The organism is Bradyrhizobium sp. USDA 4538, assembly GCF_024171045.1.
Lineage (GTDB): Bacteria > Pseudomonadota > Alphaproteobacteria > Rhizobiales > Xanthobacteraceae > Bradyrhizobium > Bradyrhizobium australafricanum.
Window position 1 is genome coordinate 7,322,245 of record NZ_JALJZE010000001.1, and the last position, 25,775, is coordinate 7,348,019.

A 25,775-nucleotide genomic window follows, 5' to 3' on the forward strand; every position below is an offset into this window, starting at 1 on the left:
AGTTTTGCCATATGACAGAAATGTTACAGCGCTTGTTCGGCGCTGTAACGGCCGGATTTCTCCCGCGGACGGTCGGTCAACACACCGTCATTCGGCAGGCTGAATCGCGGTTCTCCCATTGCGCGCAGCACTGCCGGCATGCCCGTACCGGGCATAGAGCGCCGGCAGCACGGCAAGCGTCAGCAGGGTCGCGCTGATCAGCCCGCCGATCACGACCGTAGCGAGCGGCTTCTGCACCTCGGCGCCGGTGCCGGTGGCGAACGCCATCGGCACGAAGCCGAGCGAGGCCACCAATGCGGTCATCACCACGGGGCGGAAGCGGGTGAGGGCGCCTTGCTCGATGGCTTCCCGCATCGGCACGCCGCGCTCGCGCAATTGCCTGATAAAGCTCAGCATCACGAGCCCGTTCAGCACCGCAACGCCCGACAGTGCGATGAAGCCGACCGCCGCCGAGATCGAGAACGGCATGCCGCGCAGCCAAAGTGCGGCGATGCCGCCGGTGAGCGCTAGCGGCACCGCGCTGAACACCAGCAGCGCATCGCGGGCCGAGCCCATCGCCGCCAGCAGCAACAGGAAGATCATCGCAAAACACGCCGGCACCACCACGGCCAGGCGCTGTCGCGCCGCGGCAAGATTCTCGGATTGGCCGCCCCAGGTCATCCAATAGCCCGGCGGCAGCTGCACCGATTGCGCGACTTTTGCCTGGGCTTCCTCGACCACCGAGCCGAGATCGCGGCCGCGAACATTGGCTGTCACCACGATGCGGCGCTTGCCGTTCTCGCGGCTGATCTGGTTCGGCCCTTCGGTGAAGGAGAACTGGGCGACGCGGTTGAGCGGCAGGCTCTGCACCGGCGAACTCGGCGTTGCCTTCGGCAACGCGACCGGCAAATTGCTCAGCGCCTCGAGATCGGAGCGCACGCTCTCCGGCAATCGCACCACGATGTCGAAGCTGCGGTCGCCTTCGTACACAACGCCGGCATCCTGGCCGCCGACCGCGGTACCGATCACGTCCTGCACGGCAGAGACGCTGAGGCCGCGCCGGGCGATCGCCCCCTTGTCGACCTTGATCTCGAGCACGGGCAGGCCGCCGGCCTGTTCGACCTTGACGTCGGTCGCGCCGCGCACGCTGCGCAGCGCTGATGCAATCTGGTTGGCGGCTTTCTGCATCGGCCCGAACTCGTCACCGAACACCTTGACCGCGATGTCGCCGCGAACGCCGGCGAGCAGCTCGTTGAAGCGCATCTGGATCGGCTGGGTGAATTCATAGACGTTGCCGGGCAGCCGGCCAACCGCCTTCGAGATGTCCTCGATCAGTTGCTCCTTGGTCAGCGATGGATCCGGCCACTGTTCGCGCGGCTTCAGGATGATGAAGGTGTCGGACGCGTTCGGCGGCATCGGATCGCTCGCCACCTCCGCGGTGCCGGTCTTGGAGAAGACGAACGACACCTGCGGAAAGCGGCTGACGGCCTTCTCGACCGACAGCTGCATCGCCTGCGACTGCGACAGTGCTGTGCTCGGAATCCTGAGCGCGTGCATGGCGATGTTCTTCTCGTCGAGCGAGGGGATGAACTCCTGGCCGAGGCGGAAGAACCCGAACAGGGCGGTCGCGAACAGCACGACCGCCACCGCGATGACCGGGATCGGCGTTGCAACCGCGCGCCGGAGCAGCGGGCTGTAGCAGCGCTTCAGGGCGGCAACGAGCCGGTTTTCCTGCTCCTGCACGCGGCCGGTGATGCCGATCGCGATCAGCGCCGGAACCAGTGTCAGCGACAGCACGAAGGCGGCCGCGAGCGCAAGGATCACGGTCAGCGCCATCGGCTCGAACATCTTGCCTTCGACGCCGGTGAAGGTCAGCAGTGGCACATAGACCAGGAGGATGATGGCCTGGCCGTAGAGGCTCGGCTGCACCATTTCCACCGCGGAGGCCTGCACCGTCGCCAGCCGTTCATCGCGCGTCAGCACGCGGCCGAGCGCATGCTGCTTCTCGGCGAGGTGACGCAGGCTGTTTTCGGTGATGATCACGGCGCCGTCGACGATCAGGCCGAAATCCAGCGCGCCGAGGCTCATCAGATTGGCGCTGATCCGGCCTTGCCACATGCCGATCGCGGTCATCAGCATCGCGACCGGGATCACCAGCGCCGTGATCAATGCCGCGCGGAAATTGCCGAGCAGCACGAACAGCACGGCGATCACGAGCAATGCGCCTTCGCTGAGGTTGCGCGCCACCGTGCCGATCGTTGCATCAACCAGCTGGGTCCGATCCAGCACCGTCTTGACCTCGATGCCGGCCGGCAAGGACGGCATGATTGTCAGCAGTTTGGCGTCGACCGCGGCCGACACGGTGCGGCTGTTGGCGCCGATCAGCATCAGCGCGGTGCCGACCACGACCTCGCGGCCGTTCTCGCTGGCGCTGCCGGTGCGCGTCTCGCCGCCGATCGAAAGCGTGGCGAGGTCGCGGATCCGGACCGGGACGCCGCCGCGGGTGGTGACGACGACGGCGCCGAGCTCGTCGATGTTCTCGAGCCGGCCGCCGGAGCGCACGACGAAGCCTTCGCCGTTGCGCTCGATATAGCGCGCACCGCGGCTGACATTGTTGGTCTCGATCGCCTTGGCGACGTCGGCAAAGGTGAGGCCGAGCGCGATCAGCTTCGCCGCATCGGGATGGACCTGATACTGCTTGAGGTATCCGCCGATCGTATCGACGCCGGCGACACCAGGCACCATCTTGATCTGCGGCTTGATGATCCAGTCCTGCACGGTACGCAGATAGGCGTCCTTCTCGACCTCGCTTTGCAGCATCTGGCCGTCCGCCGTCAGGAAGCGGCCGTCGCTTTGCAGGCCCGGCGCGCCGTCGGCCTGCACTTTCTGCCCGGAATAATGGACGGTCCACATGTAGATTTCGCCGAGGCCGGTCGAGGTCGGGCCGATCCGCGGCTCGATGCCTTGCGGCAGCCGCGCGCGGACCTCGGTCAGGCGCTCGCCAACCTGCTGGCGGGCAAAATAGATGTCGGTGGCCTCGCTGAACACCGCCGTGATCTGCGAGAAGCCGTTGCGGGAGAGCGAGCGCGTGCTCTCGAGCCCCGGCGCGCCGGCCAGGGCCGTCTCGATCGGGAAGGTGATCTGCTTCTCGATTTCGGCCGGCGACAGCGCCGGGGCCACGGTGTTGATCTGGACTTGCTTGTTGGTGATGTCGGGCACCGCGTCGATCGGCAGCCTGGTCAGCGCAAGGCCGCCGAGGAACATCGCGATCGCCGCCAATGTGACGACCACCCAGCGCCGTTGGATCGCAAGACCGATGATGCGCTCAATCATGGTCGTGCTCCGCCTCGTCCTTCTCGAACTCCGCCTTCAGCGTGAAGGTGTTCTGTACCGCGATGGTCTCGCCGGCTGTGAGGCCGGCAACGATCTCGATATCGTCGTCGTCCTCGCGGCCGGTCCGCACCGATCTCGCCTCGAAGCCGTCGGCATCGCGCACGAACACGGTCGGCGTTCCCTTGATGGTTTGAAGCGCCTTCTTCGAGACGATCACGGTCGACGGCGCGCCTGACAGCGGGACCTCGGCGGTGACAAAGGTACCCGGCTTCCAGCGGTGGTCCTTGTTGGGCATGGTCGCGATCACGCGCGCGTTGCGGGTCTCGCGGTCGAGCAGGGGGCTGACAAAGATCACACCGGCATTGGCTTCATCTTCGGTGCCGATGGCCCGGATTCTTACCGAAACGCCTTCGCGGACCGCGCCGATGTCTTCGGGTGAGACCGCGAGGTCGACCCAGATGTCATCGAGATTGACGATGACATAGAGCTCGCTCTCCTGGCCCTCGCGCCCGATCAATCCGCCGAGATCGACGCGCCGCTCGGACACCCGGCCGCTGATCGGCGCGCGCAAGAACTGCGTCCGCAGGCTCTCCGGGGGCTGGTTCGGCAGGTCGGCGATCTCGGCCTCCGAGAGACCAAGCGCAAACAGCTTCTGCCGAGCGCCGTCGAGCTTGATCTGGGCATCGTTCGCGGTCAGCCGCGTGCGCAGGAACTCGTTTTCCGACACGATGCGGGTCTCGACCAGCGTCTTCTGCCGCGCGTAGAGGGTCTGCTGCAGATCGTTGGTGAGCCGTGCGGCGAGGTATTCGCTCTTGGCGTCGGCCACCTCGCGGCTTTCGATCGCGGCGACGATCTCGCCCTTCTCGACGACATCGCCGAGGCGCTTGCGCAGTTCCGTGACCGTCGCGAGCACGCGCACCGATACCCGGCCGATGTGATCCGCATCGGGGATCAGCGATCCCGGCGCGAGGAAATGCCGCTTCAGCATGCCGCCGCTGGCTTGCGCGAACGTGATGCCGGCTTCGCGAACCTGGTCTTCGCTCAGCTCGATATGTCCGGGGGCCTCGTGCCGGGCCTCGGCCTTTGTGTCTGTCGTCGCAGTCTCCTGCATCGCGGCCGGGAACCTGACCGGCCAACCGATCCATCCGGCCGCCACAACGACCAGTGCAATGCCGGCGGCCACGCCGGCGAAAAATAGAACAACCCGTTTCATATGCGCCTCTCCGCAGCGCAGGCCGATGGCCCTGCGCTGTCGCGACATCGATCTGTGCGGAAGGGTGCGCGCTGCCGAATGGCAGCAGCGCACGGCCGGTCATGTCGACCGGATCAGGCGCGGGGTGGCTTGAAGGGCGAGCGGCGATCGGCCGAAGCCGGCAGCCCGATGTTGGTGTCGCCGTAGCTGTGCGGTGCATAGGCGATCGGGAACGCGGCCTCCTGCGGAGCCACGGAGGCGACGTGCGTCAGGCAATGGTCGCTGTGAGGCGAGGCGGGATGCGCCGGAGCCTTGCCGCCGGCGTCGTTGATCGGCTGCGCGATCGAGAAACCGGGAGCCGCGTCGGCATCGCCGTCGGAGGTCCAGCCGTGGAAGAACGACAGCACCAGCGCAAGCGAAATCAGTCCCGCAAGCAGGCTGCGCCAGCGGCGCGATCCCGTCGCGTGAGGGGAAGACTGAATCATGGTGCGCGAAGCGTCCATGAGGCCTACTTAGCGCCGTGCTAGCGCGCATTCAAGTTCGCGTCCGCGACAGATTGGCCGTGGATACTATAACGTTACGCGCTGTCTGCGGTTCGGCGCAGCAGCCATCGGCGCGCCGCGACGACCGCCCAGATCGCTTCGACGAGGCCGAACGGCCAGGCGCCCTGCAGGAAACCGTAGGCCGAGCCGAGCGCGCAGGAGACAGCGAAGGCCAGGATGAACCAGGGGCTGCGATCTTCGGCCGCATAGCAGACGAGCATCATGGTCACGGCGAATAACCCGAACAGCGTCAGCGCATCCATTCCGCAGCAGAACTCCTGTTGTAACGCTGTTGATATCTGAGCATGCTTGGGATGGAATATCCATCCAGCGTCGCCGCCCTGAAAGGACTGCCCCATGAAGCGCATGCATGTTCACGTCGCGGTCAAGGATATCCCGCAATCGGTCGGCTTCTACTCGGCGCTGTTCGGGGCCGAGCCGACGGTCGTGAAATCCGACTATGCCAAATGGATGCTCGACGATCCCCGCGTCAACTTCGCGATCTCGAGCCGCGGCCGCGAACCGGGCCTCGACCATCTCGGCATTCAGGTCGAGAGCGCTGAAGAGCTCGGCGAGGTGTACGGACGGCTGCGCAAGGCCGGCGGCGAGGTCATCGAGCAGGGCCAGACGGTGTGCTGCTATGCCAAGTCCGAGAAGTCGTGGATCGACGATCCCGCGGGGATCGCCTGGGAGACGTTCCATACGACCTGTGAGAGCATCGTCTATGGCGACGGCACCGGCGAGCGGACCGCGCGAGTGGCGCACGAGAAGCAGGAAGACAAACAGAGCGCGTGTTGCGCCCCACAGCCCAAGGCCGCGCCGCCGGAGGCTTCGGCTTGCTGCAGCTCGTGAGTATGGAGCGGCCGAGGGGCCGGCTCTGCGCGAGTCCACGTTGGCCTTAACCGTCCGATAACTGATTTTCCTAACCACCCCTTGGGTTGTGTTCCCGTACAAGGGCATCCACAGGGGCAGGAAAATGTCGGTTGTCTCAACGAGCAGCGTGCCGGAATACCGGCGGCTGTCGATCAAGGGTGTGTTGCGCGCCAGCAGGATGGGCGCGATCCAGTGGCTCGTCTTGAGCGCCGCGCTGTTGGTGCTCGCCATCACGCTCGGCACCGGCTATCTCGCGCTGCAGTTTCGCGAGCGCGCGCTGGAGATGTCCGAGCGCGAGCTCAACAACACTGCGCTGCTGCTGTCGCGGCATTTCGACCAGCAGCTTACAGATCTCCAGCATGTCCACGACGACATCGTGAATTACCTGCGGGCCGAGCAGGTCGAGACCGCCGATCAATTCGAAAAGAATATGTCGCTCTTGAGCGCGCACGAGATGCTGCGCACGCGGTTGGCGGCGCTGCCGCATGTCGGCGGGCTCAATCTGTTCAACGCCAAGGGATGGCTGATCAACTCATCCGAGATGTGGCCGGTGCCCGACATCAGCGTTGCGGACCGGCGCTATTTCCACGAGTTCACTTCGGGGCGTCCGACCTCACCCGTGATCGTCGAGCCCGCAATGAGCAAGGTGACCGGCAACTGGACCACGATCTTTGCGCGCAAGATCACCGGGCGCAACGGCGAGATCATCGGCTTCGCGAGCCGCGGTGTCGAGCCGAGCCATTTCGAGGATTTCGTCGCCTCGCTGGCACTGAGCGGCGACACCGTGATTTCGATGATCCACCGCGACGGCACCATCATCGCGCGCTATCCGCAGGATGCCAGCGTGATCGGTCGCAACATCATCAACCTGCCGGTGTTCCAGAAGGTCATCAGCTTTGGCGGCAACACCTCGGGACGGTTCGTTGGCGCTTCGGGCGAGGAGAGCGTCGGCGCGGTCAGATCGCTGTCGCATTTTCCGATCCTGATCCTCGCTACCACGAAGACATCGAGCGCGCTGGAGGACTGGCGCACCCAGACCAAACTGCAATTCTGCGCGGCCGTGTTGGCGGTACTGATCATCAGCTTCGCGGTCTTCCTGATCGTCCGCCAATTGCAGCGGCAGCACGATGCGGCAAGCCGCCGGCTGTCCGAGAAGAGCCAGCACCTCGACACCGCCATCAACACCATGACGCAGGGGCTGCTGCTGTTCGACGCCTCGGCGCGGCTCGTGATCTGCAACCAGCAATACATCGACATGTTCGGCCTCTCGCCTGATGTCGCGAGGCCGGGCTGCCATCTGCGCGAGCTGATCCTGCATCGCCAGGCGATCGGCTCGTTTGTCGGCGACGTCGACGAGTACTGCGCCCGCTTCACCAACCCGAGGGGCGATGAGGTTCGGGACTCCGTGATCATGACGCCTGACGGTCGCAGCATCCGCCTGATCTATAAGCGTGCGCCCGACGGCGGCTGGGCCACCACTCTCGAGGACGTCACCGACGGGCGGCGTGCGCAGGCGCGGATCGAGTATCTCGCGCATTACGACGCGCTGACCAATCTGCCAAACCGGACGCTGTTCCAGCGCCACGCGGAAGGGCTGCTGCTCGAGGCCGCCACGCGCGAGTTCGCCATCCATTACATCGATATCGACGAGTTCAAGCGGATCAACGACACGCTAGGCCATCTGATCGGCGATGAGTTTCTCCGGCGCGTGGCCGAGAAGTTGCGCCAGTCGGTCGGGTCGAACGACTTCATCGCGCGGCTCGGCGGCGACGAGTTCGCGATCGTCCAGCACGACATCACCTCGAACGACGACGTCGGCGACCTGGTCGCACGCATCTATCAGTCGCTGCGCACGCCGTTCGACTGCCTCGGCCACCATTTGTCGAGCGACGCCAGCATCGGCATTGCGATCGCCCCGCGCCACGGCTCCGATCTGTTCCGCCTGCTCAAATGTGCCGACCTTGCGATGTACGCCGCCAAGGCGGCGGGCCGCAGGACCCATCGCTTCTTCGATCCGGCGATGGAGGCGCAGGCCAATCTGCGCCGCGTGCTGGAGGCCGATTTGCGTATCGCGCTGGCCGAGGGCGGCTTCGAGCTGCACTACCAGCCGCTGGTCGACCTGCGCAGCGACGAGGTGACCGGCTGCGAGGCGTTGCTGCGCTGGCGGCATCCCGTGCGCGGCATGATCTCGCCGGCGGAGTTCATACCGGTTGCCGAAGAGACCGGGCTGATCGAGGAGATCGGGCAGTGGGTGCTGCGCACCGCCTGCACCGAGGCGGCAGCCTGGCCGGCGCATGTGTGCGTCGCGGTCAACGTCTCGCCGATCCAGTTCAAGTCGGAGACGCTGGCGCTGAAGGTTGCGAATGCGCTTGCCGACAGCGGGCTCGACCCGCGCCGGCTCGAGCTCGAGATCACCGAGGCGGTGCTGATCGCCGACGACGATGCGGCGCTGGTCACGCTCGGCCAGCTCCGCGCGCTCGGTCTCCACATCGCGCTCGACGATTTCGGCACCGGATACTCGTCGCTGCAATATCTGCAACGCTTCCCGTTCGACAAGATCAAGATCGACCGCAGCTTCGTCAAGGAAGTGACCCGCAACAGCGGCTCGGCCTCGATCATCCGCGCCGTGGTTTCGATCGCAGCCGACCGCAACATGATCACCACTGCCGAGGGCGTCGAGACCGATCAGCAGCGCGACACCGTGCAGATGCTCGGCTGCACGCAGATGCAGGGCTACCTGTTCAGCAGGCCGGTTCCTGCGCGGGACCTGCGGACGCTGCTCGCGGCCGATTGCGTCGCCGCCTGAGCGCCTGCCGATCCGGTCCGTCAGGAACAATCGTCGCCGTCTCCGATTGAGAGTGGAAGCTCTTGAGAGGCGAGGCGGTCCATGAAAAGCAAGCTCGTGTCCGATGCGCCGAGCGCGCAGGTTCACGTCGTCGTGCTCGACAGCGGCGAGGAAGCGTTCGGCGCGCTGACGAAGTTCGCCAATGATGCGAAGGTGACGGCGGCGTCGCTCACTGCGATCGGCGCGTTCGAGCGGGCAACCGTCGGCTGGTTCGATTTCGCATCCAAGAGCTACCGGAAGATCGAGATCAACGAGCAATGCGAATTGCTGTGCGCGATCGGCGATATCGCGACCGGCGACGACGGCAAGGCCAGCCTGCATATTCACATCGTGCTCGGACTGTCGGATGGATCGACACGCGGCGGCCATCTGCTTGCCGGCATCGTTCGGCCGACGCTGGAGGTTGTGGTCACGGAAGCCCCCGCCAGGCTTCGCCGGCGGAAGCGATCCGAGCTCGGCATCGCCCTGATCGATCCAGCCGCGACCGCCTGACGCTTTCCGCCGAAAAGTTCCTAAAAATCGACCTGCCGACGCTGAGGCGCGGAACCGAACCCGTGGAACCGCGTTCCCTTGCGGGGCTCGACCGGCAGGCGATCAATGAAAACCGCAGCAACGTCCGCGGCCATGCTGCTGTTTGCCTCGTGCATGGCAAACGCAGAGAGTGGCCTTGCGTCCTATTATCGTGGCATCGGCAGGAGTGGCGAGATGACCTGCGCGCATCGCAAGCGGCCATTCGGCAGCATGATCACCGTCTCGTATCTGGGAAAATCGATCCGGTGCCGCGTCAACGACCGGGGCCCGTTCGTTCGTGGACGGATCATCGATGTGTCGACCACGGCGGCCCGCGCGCTCGGCATCCTTCAGCTCGGCGTCGCGCATGTCGTGATCCAGTAGAGCGCGGCCGGCGGCAGGATCAGGGCCTGGAAGCAGTCGCCCGCTGTTCGGCGATCGCCTTGCGGAGCGTCCGTGACAGCGCCTCGACCGAATAGGGTTTCTGGATCAGCTCGAAGCCGCTGTGCGCGTTCTCGGCGAGCACGTTGCTGTAGCCGCTGGTCAGCACCACCGGCAGTCCAGGAAAGCGATCGCGGATGATTCCGGCGAGCTCGACGCCGTTCATGCCCGGCATGATCACGTCGGAGAACACCAAGTCGGCGGAGAACTCGTTCTCCGAGAGGATCGAGAGCGCGGCATTGGCATTGGCCGCGCGCTTGACCGAATAGCCGAGATCCTCGAGCAGCTCGGTGGAGAACTGGCCGACATCGTCGTTGTCCTCCACCACGAGGACGCGATAGCCGCGGCCGATCGAAGCCTGCTCGGTGCCCGCGCGGGCTGCGACCTTGGCGTCCGCCGGGCGCATCGCGTGCGGCAGATAGATGGTGAAGGTCGCACCGTGCCCGGGCGTAGAGGTGACCTCGATGTCTCCATCGGATTGCTTGACGAAGCCGAAGGCCTGGCTCAATCCGAGACCCGTTCCCTTGCCGACCTCCTTGGTCGTGAAGAACGGCTCGAAGATCGCGTCGAGGTTTTCCGGCGAGATGCCGGTGCCGGTGTCCTGGATCGAGACCGTGACGAAATCGCCGCTGCGCGAGGCCTGGGCGCGCAGGGCAGGGATATTCTTGACCTTCCGGACGCCGATCGTCAGCTGGCCTTCGCCGCTCATGGCATCGCGGGCGTTGACCGCGAGATTGAGTAGCGCGGTCTCGAACTGGCCGATGTCGGCGATCGCAAAGCAGTCGGGATCCTCGATCCTGACCTCGATGTGGATCCGCGCGCCGACCAGCGGGCGGATCAGCTGCGTCACGCTGTCGACCTGCGTGCCGACATTGAACACTTCCGGATTGAGCGGTTGCCTGCGCGCAAATGCCAATAGCTGGGCGGTGAGCTTGGAGGCCCGCTCCACGGTCTCGGAGATCGCATCGATATAGCGGCGGCGCCGGTCATCCGGCAGATCGCGGCGGCGCAGGAAGTCGGTCGCGGAGCGGATGATGGTGAGCAGGTTGTTGAAATCGTGCGCGACGCCGCCGGTGAGTTGGCCGACGGCTTCCATCTTCTGCGATTGCCGCAGGGCTTCCTCGCCGCGGCGCCGTTCGGTGATATCGACGGCCTCCGGAACGGCGCCGACGATGGTGCCGTGCTGGTCCTGCAGCGGCCGCATCGCGAAATCGAAATAGCGCTCGCCGATCGGCAGGCGCAGCTGCATCTCGATCTTGACTTCCTCGCCGCGCATCACGGTCGCGAAGGCATTCTGGATCACGCGCGGCATGCCCTCGGTCGCGGCGAACCACGGCGTGTCCCAGAACGGCTTGCCGACGACGTCGGCGGCATCGGTACAGATACCGGCCAGCGCCGTCTGGTTGCTGTAGAGCAGGCCGCCATTGCGGTTGAGCAGCATCTGGTATTGATGGCTGGTTTCCAGGATCGCGCGCGTCTGCGCTTCGCGGGATTCGAGTTGCGCGGTGCGCTCCAGGATGCGCCGCTCCAGCGACTCGTTGAGCTTGCGAAGCTCGATCTCGGCTTCCTTGGCCGCCGTGATGTCGTGGGCGACGCCGATGAAGCCGATGTGCTTGCCGTTCGGGTCCCAGCGCGGCTGCGATTCCGAGCGCAGCCAGCGCCAATCGCCTGCGGCGTTCCGATAGCGGGCCTCGAGCACGAATGGCTTCAGCGAGAGCTCGCCGGTGATCTGCTCCTGCAGGATTTGCGGCAGGTCATCCGGATGCAGCGCCTTGCGCCAGTCGAACACGATCGCTTCCTCAAACGGCAGTCCAAGGAAGTCGAGATAGGCCTGGTTGGCAAAGGAGCGGGTGCGGTCGAGCTTGGTCACCCAGATCGGCACCGGCGCGCTGTCGGCGATCAGGCGGAAGCGCTCTTCGCTCTCGCGCAGGGTCTCCTGTGCCAGCATCTGATCGGTGACGTCGAGATCGGCGCCGACCAGCCGCAGCGCACGGCCGCTGCGGTCGCGCTCGATCTTGGCGACGACGCGGATCCAGCGGCTCTCGCCGTCGTTCGGGCGGATGATGCGGTATTCGGCCGTGTAGTCTTCGCCGCCGGCCTTGAGCACGCCGAACAGGTGCCGGATCGTGCGCTCGCGATCCTCGGGGTGGATGCGCGCGACCCAGTTCTCATAGGTCTCGTTGACCTCTTCGGGTGGCAACCCATGCACCAGGAGATATTCGGGAGAGCGGCGGTTGCGCACGCCGTCGCGGAAATCGATCTCGAGTCCGCCGACCCGCGCGATGCGCTGGATCCGCGCCAGCTCCGCCTCGCGCTCCTGGAGCTCGCGATGGGCGCGATCGCGTTCGCGCGCGATCTCCTCAAGATGCTGCCGCAGCCGTTCGGCTGCCGCAGCTTCGGGAAGCACATCAGCGGGATCGGATGGGGTCATACGCGCCGGCAACCTCTCGGTGCAGTCTCACACAGGACGCGGCGGCTTTGCCAGCTTGATTTATCGCGATCACTTGCCCTTCACTTGGCTTTGGGCGGCCGGCAATTATAGGCCCGGCGGAACCCGGCGGCCTGTGCATCCTCCTCGGAGCAGAACCAGCGATCCGGATTGCCGAGGCCTGGATAACTGCGGCACGCCTGCAGGTGGTAGATGCCGACATTGCCGGTGACGCGGGCCCGCACGGCGTACTTGCCCTTGATGTTGCAGCTGGCCGGCATCGGCAGGTCGTCGGGGAAGAGCGCGTTGCGGATCTGCTGGTCGCGGTCGGCGGGGCAGGCGTTGCCGAGCAGGGCGCCGTCCTTCCTGGCCGTACGAAAATCGCGTGGCGCCACGAAGCAGCCCTTCCAGAGCCCGGCACGATTGTCCTTGGCGGTGGCTTCATCCGGCTTGAATCGGCCAGTGGCCGAGTTTTCGACATTGAGAGCGTAGCCCTTCTGGACCAGCACCTGGCTGAGGCTGGTCGGGTCGCCCTCGATCTTGCAGACGCCGAGGCGGCGCTTCTTGAAGGTCGGATCGACGCCGATATCGTCGCAGTGAATTGGCTTGCCGCCGATCAGCCTGGTCAGCTGGTCGCGCGCCTCGATCCCGCAGGTCCAGGCGTCGGCGTGCTCGTCGATGCAGAGCTGATCGACCGCCGGCGCGTCGATGCCGTCGAGCCGATAGGTCGTGTTGCCGAGCTGAATGGTGCCGGCGTCCTTGATGACCGCAGTGGCCGTGGGGCCTGCGGTTGCAGTCAGGCTGGTAGTTGCAGACAGGAAGGCCAGGAGAAGCGTCGTGGCGACCGGATTTCGAAACCGCATTTTCTCAACTTCAGATCTTTGGCGGGCAGCCGAACTTCTAGCACAAGCCGGTACGATCCAACCAAGGACTGTTCGCGAGTGGGGGCGTGCGCACCGTCACGTCCCGATCGGCATTCCGCGACGTAGAACGGCCGGACAATTGCCATTGAAGCGGTGCGCATGGGCAAGTTTCGTTATCAACGTCCTCCGCCGAAATCATCACCGGCATTTGGAGCCTGCAATGCTTCGCGCGCTGGCGGCGGAAGAGAAAGACGGCCCAGGAGGCCGCGCCCGATCAAAGATCCAATTGACTTGATGGGAACAAAATAGGAACATGATGCGCCACCTGAATCCCGGATACCCCATGATGTCTGCACGGCCCGAATCTGACGACGATGACGGGCTGGAAGCCGCTGTCGATCAGGCCATTTCCGCCTGCGGGGGGAATCTGCGTGCCACTATCCGGGCGCTGATCGTGGCCAATGAATTCCTGGAGAACGAGGTCAGCGAGCTGATGAAGGCCGTCGCGAAGGCTCATTCGCGTGGCCGCTTCAAGACCTATTCGGGCTGAAATACCGATCGGGCTACTGCCGAGGACTGACCTTGGACTGGCCGGGCAGTAGGCAGGGTCTGCATTAGACCGTTGCCTCCGGGGCAATTTGCTGTACCAACGGAGTGGTTACGCCCAATCGCCCGTGCCAGATTGCGCGGGGAGGAATCCTGCCAAATGGACAATTCGAAGTCCGAAAAAGCCCAAGCAAGAAGAGCATGTTCAAACGAATCCTGATCGCCAACCGCGGCGAGATCGCCTGCCGGGTCATCAAGACTGCGCGCCGTATGGGGGTTGAGACGGTCGCCGTCTATTCCGAGGCCGACCGCGACGCGCTGCATGTCGAGATGGCCGATGAGGCCGTGCTGATCGGACCGCCCGCCGCGGCCGAGAGCTATCTTTTGATCGACAAGATCGTCGAGGCCTGCCGCAAGACCGGCGCGCAGGCGGTGCATCCCGGCTACGGCTTCCTGTCCGAGCGCGAGGCGTTTCCGCGCGCGCTGGAAGCCGCCGGCATCGTCTTCATCGGTCCGAACCCCGGCGCCATCGCCGCGATGGGCGACAAGATCGAATCCAAGAAGGCCGCGGCGAAGGCGAAAGTCTCGACCGTGCCGGGTCATCTCGGCGTCATCGAGGACGACAAGCACGCCGTCCAGATCGCCGACGAGATCGGCTACCCCGTGATGATCAAGGCCTCCGCCGGCGGCGGCGGCAAGGGCATGCGCATCGCGCATTCGAAGGCGGAGGTCGCCGAAGGCTTCAACCTCGCCAAGGCCGAGGCGAAGTCGTCGTTCGGCGACGACCGCGTCTTCATCGAGAAATTCATCGTCGATCCCCGGCACATCGAGATCCAGGTGCTCGGCGACAAGCATGGCAATGTGATCTATCTCGGCGAGCGCGAGTGCTCGATCCAGCGCCGCAACCAGAAGGTCATCGAGGAGGCGCCGTCGCCGCTGCTCGATGAGACCACCCGCCGCAAGATGGGCGAGCAGGCCGTCGCGCTGGCGAAGGCCGTGAACTACGATTCGGCCGGCACCGTGGAATTCGTCGCAGGCCAGGACAAGAGCTTCTACTTCCTGGAGATGAACACCCGCCTGCAGGTCGAGCATCCCGTCACCGAATTGATCACCGGCATCGATCTCGTCGAGCAGATGATCCGCGTCGCCGCCGGCGAGAAGCTCGCGATCGCGCAGAAGGACGTGACGCTGACCGGCTGGGCGGTGGAATCCCGCGTCTATGCCGAGGATCCGTTCCGCAACTTCCTGCCGTCGATCGGGCGCCTGGTGAAATACCGTCCGCCGGCCGAGGCCAGCCATGACGGCATCACGATCCGCAACGACACCGGCGTGCAGGAAGGCGGCGAGATTTCGATCCATTACGATCCGATGATCGCCAAGCTCGTCACCCACGCCCCGTCGCGCGCCGCGGCGATCGAGGCGCAGGCGACCGCGCTCGACGCCTTCTATGTCGACGGCATCCGGCACAACATTCCGTTCCTGTCGGCCTTGATGAACCATCCGCGCTGGCGCGAGGGCCGGCTGTCGACCGGCTTCATTGCGGAGGAATTCCCGAAAGGGTTTTCGGCGCGCGCGCCCGAGGGCGAGATCGCGCGGCGGCTGGCCGCGGTCGGTGCCGCCATCGATCACGTGCTGGGCGAGCGCAAGCGGCAGATCTCCGGCCAGATGGGCGGCCGCGTGGTGCTGCGCGAGCGCCGCCGCGCGGTGTGGCTCGACCGTGCCGAGATCGCGCTCGACGTGGCGCGCGAGGGTGACGCGATTGCAGTGCGCTTCATCGGCGCCGACGGGCTGCCGGGCAACCCTCATAACCTCGTATCGAGCTGGGTCCCGGGCGATCCGGTTTGGCAGGGCACCATCGACGGCAACTTTGTTGCCGTGCAGGTGCGGGCGATCAACAGCGGCTTCCGCCTCGCGCATCAGGGTTTTGAGGTGCCGGTCTATGTCTTCACCGAGACCGAAGCGACCTCGGCGCGGCTGATGCCGGTGGTCTCGGCCGCCGACACCGGCAAGAAGTTGCTGTGCCCGATGCCGGGCCTCGTCGTGTCGATCGCGGTGACCGAGGGGCAGGAGATCAAGGCCGGCGAGACCCTGGCGGTGGTCGAAGCCATGAAGATGCAGAACGTGCTGCGCGCCGAGCGCGACGGCACGGTCAAGAAGATCCACGCCGCCGCCGGCGCCACGCTCGCGGTCGACGCGCTGATCCTGGAGTTCGCGTAACCCTGTCATATTGGGGCGCGCGGTACGCGCGAACCCGGAATCTCGAGATTGAGAGCGAGATGAGATTCCGGGTTCGATGCTTCGCACCGCCCCGGAATGACGGAGAATAGGACATAGCAAATGGCCTTCCGCAAACGCCGCGAAGCCCTGCGATCGATTCTCACCGGATCGACCTGCATCCGCCCGGGCTCGGTCTATGACGCGACCTCGATCCGGATTGCGGAGGATCTCGGCTTCGAGCTCGGCATGTTCGGCGGCTCGGTGGCGTCGCTCGCCGTGCTCGGCGATCCCGATATTGCGCTGATCACGCTGACCGAATTCGCCGAGCAGATACGCCGCATGTCGCGTGCGTCGACGCTGCCAGTGCTCGTCGATGCCGACCACGGTTACGGCAACGCGCTCAATGTCCGCCGCACGGTTCAGGAGGTGGAGGCCGCCGGCGCGGCCGGCCTCACCATCGAGGACACGCTGCTGCCGCAGGCGTTCGGCCAGGCCAAGACCCAGCTGATCTCGCTGGAGGAAGGCGTCGGCAAGATGAAGGCGGCGCTTGACGGCCGCAGCGATCCGTCGCTCGTCATCCTGGGCCGGACCGGTGCCGTCTCGATCACCGGTCTCGACGATGCGATCGCACGCGCCAGGGCCTATGAGGCGGTCGGCGTCGATGGCTTGTTCTTCACCGGCATCAAATCGCGTGGCGAGTTGGAGGCGCTCTCGGCCGCGACGACGCTGCCGATCGTGCTCGGCGGCGCGCCGGAGGAGATGACCGCGCTCGACTATCTGGCAAGCCGGCGCGTCAGGATCGCGCTGCAAGGCCACGCGCCATTCGCGGCCGCAACCCAGGCCGTCTACGAGACGCTGAAGGCGCTGCGCGAAGGCACCTCGCCGAAGAACCTCAAGGGTATCGCCTCGTCCGAACTGACCGGCCGCGTCATGCGCGAGGCGGAGACCAAGGCGCGCAGCGGCGAGTTTCTCGGTCTGAAGAAATGAGCGGTGTGATCCGCCACGTCACCATCAGCGGCCGCGTCCAGGGCGTCGGCTATCGCGCCTGGGTCGACGAGCAGGCAAACGCGCGCGGCCTCGAAGGCTGGGTCCGCAACCGCCGTGACGGCAGCGTCGAGGCGGTGTTCGCCGGCCCCGACGACGTCGTCACTGAAATGATCACGGCATGTGGCCGCGGTCCGTTCTCGGCGCGCGTCGCTGCCGTGCACGCCGCATCTGGCAGTTCCGATCTTTTGAACCAGCGCCGGGCAGGGGAGCGGTTCTCGGTCCTGCCCACGATCTGAAGCGCGTCGTTACGCGACCGCTGAGATCACCAGCGCCTGAATCCGGCCTTCGATCGCGCCGTTGCCGAAGCGGCGCGCGATCGCCGACGCGGCGTGCTCGGTCGCGGCATCAAGGCCGATACCGCCGCGCGCCTCGATCTCGCCGCGTAACGGTGATCCCTGGCAAAAGCCGATCGCAGGATCATGCGGCGCATTCGCCCGGCTTTGCAGCCGAACGTCGTCGATCTCGATCTTGCTGAAGCCCGCGGCTGCAAGATCGGCCCGGATCGGGTCGGCCGCGTAGTGGCCATAAGGCGTGCGCGCCAGGAAGCGCGGCGGGTCGGCCGGAAAGACCTCCGCCAATGCCTGGGTCACCACGTCGGCAAACTCGTTGTCTTCGATGCGACCCCACATGCTGAACAGGAAACGGCCGCCTGGCTTCAGCACACGGCGCGCCTCCGAATAACCCTTGGGCTTGTCGGGGAAGAACATCGCGCCGAATTGGCAGGCGACGACGTCGAAGCTCGCGTTGTCGAACGGCAGGTTCAGCGCATCGGCCTGCCGCCAGGTGATTGCGGTCCGGCCCGGCATCTGTGACTTCGCTCGTTCGAGCATCGGTTCATTCAGGTCGGTCGCCACGATCCTGGCGTCGCTGCCGAGCGCGGACGCCAGCGCGCGGGTGACGGCGCCGGTGCCGGTTGCCGTCTCAAGCAGGTCGCGCGGGCCAAGCACCTTGGCGCGTTGCGCCAGATCGCGTGCGTAGGGTTCGAAAATCATCGGCACGAGGAGCCGGTCGTAAAGCTCTGGAATGGACCCAACGAACTCCTTGTCGGACGCTGGCATGCGCAATCTCCCTTGCGGCCGTGACGCGGGCGACCCGGTGCACGGCCCAAAAACATCCACCCGGATCAACTTGGACGAAGAGCTCGGGGGCCACAAAGGAAAACTCCTCACCTCCGATGCACGGCATTCGCCGAGGCGCCGGATAGGTCAGGAGACCTGCCATGTCTCGTGCGCCGTCGTGGACAGCATGGCCAGCCTTGACTTCTGCTCCGAACCGTCTGATATTTCTGTCATGACAGAAATAACCGCCAAGAAAAAACTTCCCGCCGTCGTCGAGCGCTTCATCCTGCATTGGGGCGACATGGGCGACGAATGGGGCGTCAACCGTTCGGTCAGCCAGATCCACGGGTTGCTCTACCTTGCCGAAGCGCCGATGACGGCGGAAGACATCGCCGACACCCTCGGCATGGCGCGCTCCAACGTTTCCAACTCGATCAAGGAGCTGTTGTCCTGGGGATTGATCCGGCGGGTGCCGATCCTTGGCGATCGCCGCGACCACTTCGAGGCCGAGACCGACATCTGGGAGGTCGCGGCCAAGATCGCGGCGGGACGCAAGGAGCGCGAGATCGATCCCGCGCTCGCAGCGCTGCGCGCCTGTGTCTCCGACGCGGCCGACGATCCCGCGATCAGCCCGCTCGCCAGCAAGCGGCTGAAGGAGATGCTGACATTCACCGAGCTGGTCGATCGCTGGTACACGCAGATGCTGAACGTGCCGCGGCCGCGCCTGGTCGCGCTGATCAAGCTCGGCGAGAAGATCGTGAGTTTCCTGCCCACGAGCAGGGCCAAATAAAGGCGGCGGCGTAACGGGAGCGTGCGATGGCGTCAGCAAGGATATCCACCTTAAAGACAGCACCGGCTTCCGATACAAAGCTGCTCGACGACCATCGCTTCCGCGCATTGCTGTCGGACGAGGATTGGGGCCGCCTGCCGGTTGCGATCTGGCGGCGCTTCTCGAAACGGTTCGAGGACGGCAACACCGTCGTCTATGTCGGCGAGGTCGAGGAGGCGGCGTGCAGCCGCATCGGCTGGTGGCTGGCGCAGGCCGCACGGCTGATCGGCGGACCGTTCCCGACCGGCACCGAAACGCGCGTGGCGATGATCGTCACCGTCACCGAGGACGCGGCAAGCGGCGGCCAGGTCTGGACCCGCATCTGCGCGCGCCGCGACGGCTTCCCGCAGGTGATTCATTCCGCCAAGCGCTTTGCCGGTTCGACCGGGCTCGAGGAATATGTCGGCTTCGGCGTCAGCATGGCGCTGCGGATCGCGGTCGAGCACGAGGCGCTGGTGTTTCGCAGCGTCGGCTATTCGCTGCAACTCGGTCCGTTCCGCCTGCCGCTGCCCGAATGGCTTACGCCGGGCGATCTCACCGTGACCCATTCCGATCTCGGCTGCGGTGACTTCCGCTTCACGCTGGAGATCATCCACCCGCGTTTCGGCAGGCTGATCCGTCAGTCCGCCGTGTTCAGGGAGGCCACTCCATGACGCCGCTGCTTTGGACACTTGTCGCCATCCAGATTGCGATGGGCGCATTCGATACGTTCTATCACCACGAATTCACCGAGCGGCTGGCCTGGCGTCCCTCGCAGCGCCACGAGCTGCAGCTGCACAGCGTGCGCAACATGCTCTATGCGCTGCTGTTCCTCGTGCTCGGCTGGCTGCAAGTGCACGGCATCCTTGCGATCGCGATCATGGCCGTCCTCGTCGTCGAGGTCGTCATCACCTTGATGGATTTCGTCGAGGAGGATCTGAGCCGAAAGCTGCCGCCGAGCGAGCGGATCAATCACACGCTGCTGGCGATCAATTACGGCGCCATCCTCGTGCTGCTGGTGCCGGTCCTGATCGGCTGGGCGATGCTGCCGACCGCCGTCGCGCCGGCCTATGCGGGTCCGTTAAGTCTGTTCGCGACGGCTGCGGCCTTCGGCGTCGCGCTGTTCGGCGCGCGCGACTTTGCCGCGACGAGGCGCCTCGGACGGATGGCCAGCGTGCCGGCCGCGACTCTGGTCGAGAAATTGCCGGCGCGGCAGACCGTGCTCGTCACCGGCGCCACCGGCTTCATCGGCAGCCGCCTGGTCGCGAGCCTCACCGCATCCGGCCATCAGGTGATTGCGTTGATCCGCAATCCGGCAAAGGCCGACATGCTGCTGCCGCCGGTGACGCTGATCACGAGCCTCGACCAATTGCCCGCCGACTCCGGGATCGACGCCATCGTCAACCTCGCGGGCGAGCCGATCGGCAACGGCCTGTGGACCGAGGCCAAGCGCCGCAAGATCGTCGCCTCACGCATCGAGATGACGTCTGATGTGGTCAAGCTGATCGCGCGCCTCGAACGCAAGCCGTCGGTACTCGTGAGCGGCTCCGCGATCGGCTGGTACGGGCTCTGGCAGGACCAGGTGCTGACGGAGTCGGCGAAATCCCACGCCTGCTTCAGTCACGAATTGTGCGAGGCCTGGGAGAATGCGGCGAAGCCGGCCGCGGATCACGGCGTGCGGGTGGTATATTTGCGCATCGGTCTCGTGGTCGGCACCGATGGCGGCTTCATCACGCGGATGCTGACGCCGTTCGAGTTCGGCCTCGGCGGCCCGCTCGGCTCGGGCAAGCAGTGGATGTCGTGGATCGAGCGCGACGACCTCGTGCGTCTGATCGCGCATGTGATCGCGAGACCTGAGCTGTCCGGTCCTGTCAACGCGACCGCGCCGATCCCGGTGACCAACACGAAATTCACCGAGGAGCTCGGACGCCGTCTGCACCGGCCGGCGATCTTCCGCGTGCCGGCGGCGCTGCTCCGCGCCGTTGGCGGCGACTTCGCCGACGAGCTCTTGCTCGGCGGCCAGCGCGTGCTGCCGAACAAGGCGCTGAGCAACGGCTTTGTGTTCCGTCACGAAACCTTGCGCAGCGCGTTCGATGCGATCCTGTGAGGAGGCCTCGATGTGCAGCACCTGTTCCCGTGCATTCGGAGGCTGGCTTGCGGGCTGTGGCGCCGCGACCGCGGTGATTTCCGCAGTCGGTCAGACCGTTCTGATGATGACGTCGCACGGCGATGTCGCGCGGCTGCTCTACGGCATCGTCATGATGCTGCTTCCGTCGGCCGCGGTCTTCATCATCACCTGTCTGCTCACAGCAATTCCCACTGCGATCGTCGTCTGGTTCACTGAGGAGTTCCATATCAGGGCCGCGGGATTTTTCGCCTGCGCAGGCGCGGCGATCGGTGCGTTGAGCATCACTGTCCTTCTACGATCCCCGGCTGTCTGGACATCCGGACTGGTTTGCCTGTTCGTCGTGGCCGGGTTTGTCGCCGGCCTGACCTACTGGTTCGTCATGTGCGAACTGGCGGCAAGCGAAGACTCGATGTGAACCGCTACGATGTTCAACCTATGCCGCAGACGCCACGCTCCGAAACGTCGCAGCCAGCGTCCTGAGTGCCGCGAGCTTGGCGGGATCGCTGACTTTCGAATGCAGCATCACCTTCGACGTGCCGAGCCGCGGCAGCTTGTGGGCAGGGCCGATATCGACCAGGCCCGGCGGCGCGATGCGGCGGACGAGGGGCGCGACGGCAAGCCCTGCAAGCGCGGCCGCCACCACCGCGGTGACGCCGCCGCCGACGAAGCTTTCGGTCCAGGCGATGCCGGCCTTGTCAAGCGCGCGCACGGCGAGGGCGCGCACGCCGCAGGGCGGCGCCAGGGTCGCGAGCGGCAGCGCATCGCCGCGCGGCCAGACGAAGCGTTTGGCGGCGAACCAGCCGAATTCGTCCTCGGTCAGCTTCTCGCCGCCGCGCCGGCTGCCTTCCTGGCGCACGATCACGGCGTCGAGCTCGCCGCCATCATAAGCGTCGAGCATTTCGCGCGAGAAGCCGATGGTCACGGATAGGGCAAGCTGGGAGGCCATCGCGTGCAGCCGCTCCAGCAGCGGCACCAGCTCCGGGCCCGCGGCGTGATCGCTGATCCCGAGCGTGAGCTGCTGCCGCGCGGGTTTCTCGCCGGCCAGCGCGCGATCATGCACCTCGATCAGCGCGCGGGCGTGCTGCAGGAAGGTCGCGCCGTCGGCGGTCAGCCGCACCGCGCGCGGCGAGCGCTCGACCAGCCGCTTGCCCAGCACCGTTTCGAGCCGCTGCAACTTCATGCTGATCGCCGCTTGCGTGGTGCCAAGCGCCTCGGCGGCGCGGGTGAAGCCTTGCAGCTCGGCGACCAGGAGGAAGGCCTGCACGGTGTCGATATCGAGCGTGGCGGTCATGATCAATGATCGCTATCATTGCTATCAATATAGATAAGATACCAAGATGATGAGCGAAGGTCTAGCTAGAGGAGGCGCGATTGACCCGCGCCAACCGGATTCAAGGAGACCGATCATGCCGCTCATCACCGTCACCTACGCGACCTCGCGCGAGAGGCCGTCGCTGAAATCCGACATCGCCGCCGCCGTGTCGGACCTGACCGCCGGGATTCTGCACAAGGATCCCAAGGTCACCGCGATCATTGTGAAGTCCGCCGATGCGGCCGACTGGTTCGCGGGCGGCAAGTCGCTCGCCGAGCAGGGGCTCGCGAGCTACTGGCTCGACATCCACGTCACCGAGGGCACCAACACCAAGGACGAGAAGGCGGCCTATCTCGCGGCGCTGTTCAAGCGGATGGGCGAATTGCTCGGGCCGCTCCACACCGAGAGCTACGCCCATGTCGACGAGGTGAAGGGCGACGCCTACGGCTTCGGCGGCCTCACCCAGGAGCGCCGCTACATCGCCAGCAAGCTCGAGGTCGCGCCGCAGAAGGCGGCGTGAAGCCTATGACGTCGCTTCCGGCAGGCGCGCTGCGGTGTCGCCGAACACCTCGGAAAAGGCCTGCCGGAGCGCGACGTCGACATCGGCCATCGTGACCGGCAATCCGAGATCGACCAGCGAGGTGACGCCATAGCGCGGATCGACCACGCCGCAGGGCACGATGGCCTGGAAGTGCGCAAGATCAGGCTCGACATTGATCGCGATGCCGTGGAACGAGACCCAGCGGCGCAGCCGCACGCCGATCGCGGCGATCTTGTCCTCATGGTCCGGTCCCTTGTCCGGGCGCCGCACCCAGACCCCGACGCGGTCCTCGCGGCGCTCGCCGCGGACGTTGAAGGCGGCGAGGGTGCGGATGATCCATTCTTCCAGCGAGGCGACATAGGCGCGCACATCGGGCCGGCGCCGCTTGAGATCGAGCATCACATAGGCGACGCGCTGGCCCGGGCCGTGATAGGTGACCTGGCCGCCGCGTCCGCTCTGGAAGGTCGGAAAGCGCGGCGCGAGCAAATCGTCGGCCTTGCCGCTGGTGCCGGAGGTATACAGTGGCGGGTGCTCCAGCAGCCATACCAGTTCGGGGGCCGAGCCCGCCGCGATCTTCGCCACCCGGTCGTCCATTGCGGCGAGCGAATCGGGGTAGGGCACCGCGCGGTCGGAAATCCGCCATTCGACCGCTTCGCCGCCCGGAGGGCGCGCAAAGGTCGTCAAATCGAGGCTTTGGCGGTCGTTAACCATTAGCTAACCCTAACGTGGTCAGGTGAACCTACAATCTAGTTCCCGTTCGGCGGCTCAGAAGTGCCCACCCTCGATAAAGTCAGCGTTGATCTCATGGTGGTCCTCGGTACCACGACGATGCCGATTCACCAGGTCATGCGGCTGTCCCGCGGCGCCATCATCGAACTGGATGCCACCGAGGCCGACGAGGTCAAGATCCTCGCCAACAACCTGCCGGTGGCCAGCGGCGTGGTCCTGGTCGACCGCAACCGGATTGCGGTCGAGGTCAAGCAGATGCTGCCGAAATCTCCCGGGGTTCGCGGCTAATTCCCGCATTAATCGCCTTGTCCCTGCATCCGTGATTTGTTACATGGCCCCGTCGATCCGGCGGGGCCTTCGGGGTTCCATCCGGTATCCCAAGCGCTCGTGGCGGAATTGGTAGACGCGCTGCCTTGAGGTGGCAGTGGGTAACACCGTGGGGGTTCGAGTCCCTCCGAGCGCACCATAAACCCAGATTTACCCTTGAAATTATTGAACTTTTTTCCGGATGTTACCCGGGAATGTTACCACTCCGTTCGCGCGCGGCGTTCGCCCGTTGTTCGCCTCCGCCGTCCCTAGGAAGTCGTCGAGTGAGTGGCTCTGATCGAACGTGACGATCTTCTCCATTCCGCTGATTCCAAGCCGCTCGCGATTCGCCTGCGCGATGTAGTGGGCGGGCATTTTTGGGTCGGTCCAGCCGAACATCGCCATCATCTGGCTCTCGGTGCAGTCGGCGTAGGCGGCCACCTCGGCGCGGGCCTTGCGGACGCCATGGCAGCTCTTCTTCGGTTCGTTGACGCCGGCCAGGATCGCGTATTTCTTGAATTTGGCCGCCCACGCCTTCTTGTTCATGGGCTGGATGCGACCGCGCTCGAGCTTGCCGGTGAATACCTCAGCACCAATGATGTTCGCGGCGCGGGCCGCTTTCAGGCTCGCAGCAAACTCCGGGTGGACAGGCACCGTGACGGTCGTATTGCCCTGACTTTTCTCGGTGGCGATCTGCACCGCCATCTTCCGCACGATCTGCCGCAGGTGGGGTGGCCCGAAACGGTGGGCATCTCCAAGCCGCAGGAACGTGTAGTGCAGGATATCGAACATCAGCCGCGCCTCGGTACCCAGCGGCCACTTCGCCCGGTACCGCGCCATGTCATCGTCGGTCCAGGGCACAAAGCCACCGGTCTCGCGGCTCGCCTTCGCCTTGCCGGACTTCAGTCCGATCGTCGGGTCGTCGTCTTCGTCGAGGTGGCCCTCGTCAATCATCCAGCGGATCATGCCCCGAACCGCGGATAGCAGATTGCCCGCCTGCGATGGGGTACGCGCCTTCATCTCCGCCTTGAGGACCTTGCGCGTGAGCACCGCAAACGGCTTCTCGCCATTTTCGGGCAGAATTGACTCGATCAGTCCGGTGCGCTGAAGCCGCGTCGACTCTGCGAGGCCCTCATGACCGACACTGAGATCGCCTAGCCAATGATCACTTTGCTTGTAGCCGTTCCAGTACCAGCGCAGCGTACCAGGGCGAGCCGGTGTGTTCGGCAGAGCAGGGCGCTCTTCATTGCGCTGCTTCTGTGCGTTGATGTAATCGCCCTCGTTGCCGTACAGCGCGATCTGGCTGGCAACCGCCGCATCGACCGCGGCGTCGAAATCAGTTGTGCCGCATTCAGCCTTGATCCGGATCTTCGGCAGCCCGTTGCGCAATTGCACGTAGTACCGCACTTGACCATATTGGCTTACGTCGACGTGCAGATAGCGGCGTTCCGGCTGGTCCGGCTTCGCCATGTCTTTGACGCGACGCATGCGCAGAACTCCCCCCAACGCTGCAACGCCTGCTTCATAGGCGGCGTCGAAGGCTGACGTTCCGTATTCCTCACTTATCCCGATCCTGCGGCCTTTGCGGCTGACCTTTACGTACCAGCGCAGGGAGCCGGACTCGGAATAGTTAAAGTAGAGGTACATCCGACGATCCCCTGGCGCGCGGGGGGCGCGTCTTTCCGTCCCAAGCATTGGTGTCTCCGTCGACCAATGCTTGGAGTCTAGCGATGCGGTGACTCCGCATCAATTGCATAAGGTGCGTTTCAGTCGCTTTCGGTGCGTTTCAAGTAGCGCTGCAATGCCTCCGACGGTGTCCAGATCTCGTCACGATTGCATGCAGGCTCGATCGATGCGGCGCTTGCTGCGAGCGCAATCCGGATAGTTCCCTCTGCATCGACCGTGACCGCGCTCGCGCCGGCGTCCTTAGCGGCGCGGATCGCGCGGGCAATATCTGCTTGCGTAACTTTGGCTGGTCGCCGCGGCATTGCCTTCTCCCATGGCGCTTTAAGCCGGCTTCTCGCCATCCGGACCGGCGACCGCGATGTCGAAAACCGGATAGGGGAGTGCGCCGCGA

24 protein-coding genes and 1 tRNA gene are annotated in these 25,775 nt (G+C 65.3%); 15 read left to right on the forward strand and 10 right to left on the reverse strand.

Translation table 11 applies throughout. The features are described from left to right. Positions 1–87 precede the first annotated feature (87 nt). The 4 genes from J2R78_RS33500 to J2R78_RS33515 form a co-directional block, all read right to left on the reverse strand. Complete coding sequence (locus J2R78_RS33500; RefSeq protein ID WP_253608276.1) at positions 88–3,312, reverse strand: efflux RND transporter permease subunit; 3,225 nt, start codon at positions 3,310–3,312, stop codon at positions 88–90. Next, on the reverse strand, positions 3,305–4,525 hold the full coding sequence (locus tag J2R78_RS33505; protein WP_253608277.1) for an efflux RND transporter periplasmic adaptor subunit: 1,221 nt from the start codon (positions 4,523–4,525) through the stop codon (positions 3,305–3,307). Before J2R78_RS33505 ends, J2R78_RS33500 begins: the two co-directional genes overlap by 8 nt. 113 nt (positions 4,526–4,638) lie before the next feature. Then, complete coding sequence (locus tag J2R78_RS33510) at positions 4,639–4,989, reverse strand: hypothetical protein (RefSeq protein WP_143029738.1); 351 nt, start codon at positions 4,987–4,989, stop codon at positions 4,639–4,641. A 92-nt stretch (positions 4,990–5,081) separates the two neighbouring features. Next, the gene (locus tag J2R78_RS33515) at positions 5,082–5,309 is read right to left on the reverse strand and encodes a hypothetical protein (RefSeq protein ID WP_018272058.1); all 228 of its coding nucleotides are present in this window, start codon (positions 5,307–5,309) and stop codon (positions 5,082–5,084) included. A gap of 94 nt (positions 5,310–5,403) precedes the next feature. Between J2R78_RS33515 and J2R78_RS33520 the strand changes: the two genes are divergently transcribed. From J2R78_RS33520 to J2R78_RS33535, 4 genes are all read left to right on the forward strand, one after another. Continuing rightward, positions 5,404–5,898: an ArsI/CadI family heavy metal resistance metalloenzyme gene (locus J2R78_RS33520; RefSeq protein WP_253608278.1), complete on the forward strand. Its 495-nt coding sequence runs from the start codon at positions 5,404–5,406 to the stop codon at positions 5,896–5,898. A gap of 124 nt (positions 5,899–6,022) precedes the next feature. After that, positions 6,023–8,725 carry an EAL domain-containing protein gene (locus J2R78_RS33525; protein WP_253608279.1) on the forward strand — a complete coding sequence of 901 codons (2,703 nt, stop codon included), beginning with the start codon at positions 6,023–6,025 and terminating at the stop codon, positions 8,723–8,725. An 81-nt stretch (positions 8,726–8,806) separates the two neighbouring features. Continuing rightward, complete coding sequence (locus tag J2R78_RS33530) at positions 8,807–9,256, forward strand: PPC domain-containing DNA-binding protein (RefSeq protein ID WP_253608280.1); 450 nt, start codon at positions 8,807–8,809, stop codon at positions 9,254–9,256. Positions 9,257–9,409: 153 nt separating this feature from the next. Further along, complete coding sequence (locus J2R78_RS33535; RefSeq protein ID WP_245467148.1) at positions 9,410–9,658, forward strand: septal ring lytic transglycosylase RlpA family protein; 249 nt, start codon at positions 9,410–9,412, stop codon at positions 9,656–9,658. Positions 9,659–9,677: 19 nt separating this feature from the next. Here the strand turns inward: J2R78_RS33535 and J2R78_RS33540 are convergent, their stop codons facing one another. Then, entirely contained in the window at positions 9,678–12,146 is a 2,469-nt protein-coding gene (locus J2R78_RS33540; protein ID WP_253608281.1) for a PAS domain-containing protein, read from the reverse strand. A gap of 80 nt (positions 12,147–12,226) precedes the next feature. Further along, complete coding sequence (locus J2R78_RS33545) at positions 12,227–13,006, reverse strand: thermonuclease family protein (protein ID WP_253608282.1); 780 nt, start codon at positions 13,004–13,006, stop codon at positions 12,227–12,229. A gap of 343 nt (positions 13,007–13,349) precedes the next feature. On the opposite strand from J2R78_RS33545, the gene J2R78_RS33550 reads away from it, so the two are divergent. The 4 genes from J2R78_RS33550 to J2R78_RS33565 all read left to right on the forward strand — a co-directional run bounded on the left by J2R78_RS33550 (position 13,350) and on the right by J2R78_RS33565 (position 17,052). Further along, positions 13,350–13,556 carry a hypothetical protein gene (locus tag J2R78_RS33550; protein ID WP_016840474.1) on the forward strand — a complete coding sequence of 69 codons (207 nt, stop codon included), beginning with the start codon at positions 13,350–13,352 and terminating at the stop codon, positions 13,554–13,556. Positions 13,557–13,753: 197 nt separating this feature from the next. Continuing rightward, complete coding sequence (locus J2R78_RS33555) at positions 13,754–15,769, forward strand: acetyl/propionyl/methylcrotonyl-CoA carboxylase subunit alpha (RefSeq protein WP_253608283.1); 2,016 nt, start codon at positions 13,754–13,756, stop codon at positions 15,767–15,769. Positions 15,770–15,889: 120 nt separating this feature from the next. Continuing rightward, complete coding sequence (locus J2R78_RS33560) at positions 15,890–16,756, forward strand: oxaloacetate decarboxylase (RefSeq protein ID WP_253608284.1); 867 nt, start codon at positions 15,890–15,892, stop codon at positions 16,754–16,756. Continuing rightward, positions 16,753–17,052: an acylphosphatase gene (locus tag J2R78_RS33565; protein ID WP_253608285.1), complete on the forward strand. Its 300-nt coding sequence runs from the start codon at positions 16,753–16,755 to the stop codon at positions 17,050–17,052. Before J2R78_RS33560 ends, J2R78_RS33565 begins: the two co-directional genes overlap by 4 nt. A gap of 9 nt (positions 17,053–17,061) precedes the next feature. Here J2R78_RS33565 and J2R78_RS33570 read toward each other — a convergent pair whose 3' ends face one another. Then, positions 17,062–17,874, reverse strand: a complete 813-nt coding sequence (locus tag J2R78_RS33570; protein ID WP_253608286.1) for a class I SAM-dependent methyltransferase — start codon at positions 17,872–17,874, stop codon at positions 17,062–17,064. 232 nt (positions 17,875–18,106) lie between these two features. Here J2R78_RS33570 and J2R78_RS33575 point away from each other — a divergent pair, with 232 nt between their 5' ends. Genes J2R78_RS33575 through J2R78_RS33590 form a run of 4 tightly spaced genes read left to right on the forward strand, consistent with a single transcriptional unit; the run spans position 18,107 to position 21,225 of the window. Further along, positions 18,107–18,664 (forward strand): GbsR/MarR family transcriptional regulator, encoded by a 558-nt coding sequence (locus tag J2R78_RS33575; RefSeq protein WP_253608287.1) that lies wholly within the window; start codon positions 18,107–18,109, stop codon positions 18,662–18,664. A 26-nt stretch (positions 18,665–18,690) separates the two neighbouring features. Further along, a complete protein-coding gene (locus J2R78_RS33580) occupies positions 18,691–19,356 on the forward strand; it encodes a DUF4166 domain-containing protein (protein ID WP_253608288.1) in 666 nt (221 codons plus the stop codon). Further along, the gene (locus J2R78_RS33585) at positions 19,353–20,789 is read left to right on the forward strand and encodes a TIGR01777 family oxidoreductase (protein ID WP_253608289.1); all 1,437 of its coding nucleotides are present in this window, start codon (positions 19,353–19,355) and stop codon (positions 20,787–20,789) included. Before J2R78_RS33580 ends, J2R78_RS33585 begins: the two co-directional genes overlap by 4 nt. Before the next feature lie 10 nt (positions 20,790–20,799). Beyond that, entirely contained in the window at positions 20,800–21,225 is a 426-nt protein-coding gene (locus J2R78_RS33590; RefSeq protein WP_253608290.1) for a hypothetical protein, read from the forward strand. A gap of 18 nt (positions 21,226–21,243) precedes the next feature. On the opposite strand, the gene J2R78_RS33595 is transcribed toward J2R78_RS33590, so the two are convergent. After that, complete coding sequence (locus tag J2R78_RS33595; RefSeq protein WP_253608291.1) at positions 21,244–22,101, reverse strand: LysR family transcriptional regulator; 858 nt, start codon at positions 22,099–22,101, stop codon at positions 21,244–21,246. 115 nt (positions 22,102–22,216) lie between these two features. Between J2R78_RS33595 and J2R78_RS33600 the strand changes: the two genes are divergently transcribed. Further along, complete coding sequence (locus J2R78_RS33600) at positions 22,217–22,642, forward strand: 4-oxalocrotonate tautomerase family protein (protein ID WP_253608292.1); 426 nt, start codon at positions 22,217–22,219, stop codon at positions 22,640–22,642. Positions 22,643–22,645: 3 nt separating this feature from the next. Here J2R78_RS33600 and lipB read toward each other — a convergent pair whose 3' ends face one another. Continuing rightward, entirely contained in the window at positions 22,646–23,374 is a 729-nt protein-coding gene (gene lipB, locus J2R78_RS33605) for a lipoyl(octanoyl) transferase LipB (RefSeq protein ID WP_253608293.1), read from the reverse strand. 60 nt (positions 23,375–23,434) lie between these two features. On the opposite strand from lipB, the gene J2R78_RS33610 reads away from it, so the two are divergent. Beyond that, on the forward strand, positions 23,435–23,680 hold the full coding sequence (locus tag J2R78_RS33610) for a FliM/FliN family flagellar motor switch protein (protein ID WP_076831216.1): 246 nt from the start codon (positions 23,435–23,437) through the stop codon (positions 23,678–23,680). A gap of 93 nt (positions 23,681–23,773) precedes the next feature. Beyond that, positions 23,774–23,858, forward strand: a tRNA-Leu gene (locus J2R78_RS33615). Positions 23,859–23,881: 23 nt separating this feature from the next. On the opposite strand, the gene J2R78_RS33620 is transcribed toward J2R78_RS33615, so the two are convergent. Next, a complete protein-coding gene (locus tag J2R78_RS33620; protein WP_253608294.1) occupies positions 23,882–25,345 on the reverse strand; it encodes a tyrosine-type recombinase/integrase in 1,464 nt (487 codons plus the stop codon). Positions 25,346–25,775 lie beyond the last annotated feature (430 nt).